Below are 1,295 nucleotides of genomic sequence, written 5' to 3' on the forward strand. Positions count from 1 at the left end.
TGTTACCACAGCTTCAGCCTGCCCATGGGTAGATCACACGGTTTCGCGTCTGCCACTACTGACTATAGCGCCCTATTCAGACTCGCTTTCGCTCCGGCTCCACCCCTTAAGGGCTTAACCTCGCCAGTAACGGCAACTCGTAGGCTCATTATGCAAAAGGCACGCCGTCATCCCGCCGAGGCGGGACTCCGACCGCTTGTAAGCGTATGGTTTCAGGTTCTGTTTCACTCCCCTGTTCGGGGTTCTTTTCACCTTTCCCTCACGGTACTAGTTCACTATCGGTCTCCCAGGAGTATTTAGCCTTAGCGGATGGTCCCGCCAAATTCACACAGGGTTTCTCGTGCCCCGCGCTACTCAGGATACCGCTATCAATATCATTATCTTACCCGTACGGGACTATCACCCCCTATGGTGCAGCTTTCCAGCTGCTTCCAGTTCAATAATGCATCGAATGTCGCGGTCCTACAACCCCACATTTGCCGAAACAAACATGGTTTGGGCTGCTCCGATTTCGCTCGCCACTACTCTCGGAATCACTCTTGTTTTCTCCTCCTCCGGTTACTTAGATGTTTCAGTTCACCGGGTTCGCTTGCCAGATGGCATGACTGGCCTTCAACCAGCCGGGTTTCCCCATTCGGACATCTGCGGATCACAGCTTATGTGCAACTCCCCGCAGCTTTTCGCAGCTTATCACGTCCTTCTTCGCCTCTGGGAGCCTAGGCATCCCCCATACGCCCTTCACTAACTTGTCGCCTTGCTTTAATTGTATTCTAGCTCTAGTAATCTCGCAATTACTACTCTCTTTACTTTACGTTAGATTCGTGTTGTATCTCATCGAAGAATCAAAACAATATCCCTTAAAAGAATATCATCCCTCTCCTTCTATTCCAATATGTCAATGAACGTTGCCAAACTATATCCACAATTCCCCGGATTAGCGTGCCGCTCACCCACCCTAAGGCGGATTAGCGTGCCGCTGATCCGGACTATCGCGCAGTCCGGTAAATGCTCCTCGCAGCCTTCCTTCGGAAGCCTTGTCCTTAATCCTTCCCCCGTCCCATCTCAGGCAAGCCTGGATGGCACGGCGTCGAATTAAGTACGCAACCCTCCGGGTTGCCGCGATTCGCGCTTAATCGTGGAGAATACCGGATTCGAACCGGTGACCCCCTGCGTGCAAGGCAGGTGCTCTAGCCAGCTGAGCTAATTCCCCTCTCCGACTGGAAACCCCATCCCGATACCTTATCGGGGCCGAATTCCTAATCGCGGAGCTCAACCTCCAGAATTTCCATTACCTT

Annotated in this window: 1 tRNA gene and 1 rRNA gene (1 of these 2 cut by a window edge); both read right to left on the reverse strand. The window is 52.4% G+C overall.

Annotated elements, in window-relative coordinates:
* A 23S ribosomal RNA gene (locus NG653_RS14575) occupies positions 1-752 on the reverse strand; it reaches 2,094 nt to the left of the window's first position.
* A 384-nt stretch (positions 753-1,136) separates the two neighbouring features.
* Positions 1,137-1,210: transfer RNA gene (locus tag NG653_RS14580), tRNA-Ala, on the reverse strand.
* Positions 1,211-1,295: the final 85 nt, after the last annotated feature.

Origin of the sequence: Robiginitalea marina, from assembly GCF_024006985.1 — a bacterium.
In the GTDB taxonomy this organism is placed as follows: Bacteria; Bacteroidota; Bacteroidia; order Flavobacteriales; family Flavobacteriaceae; genus Robiginitalea; species Robiginitalea marina.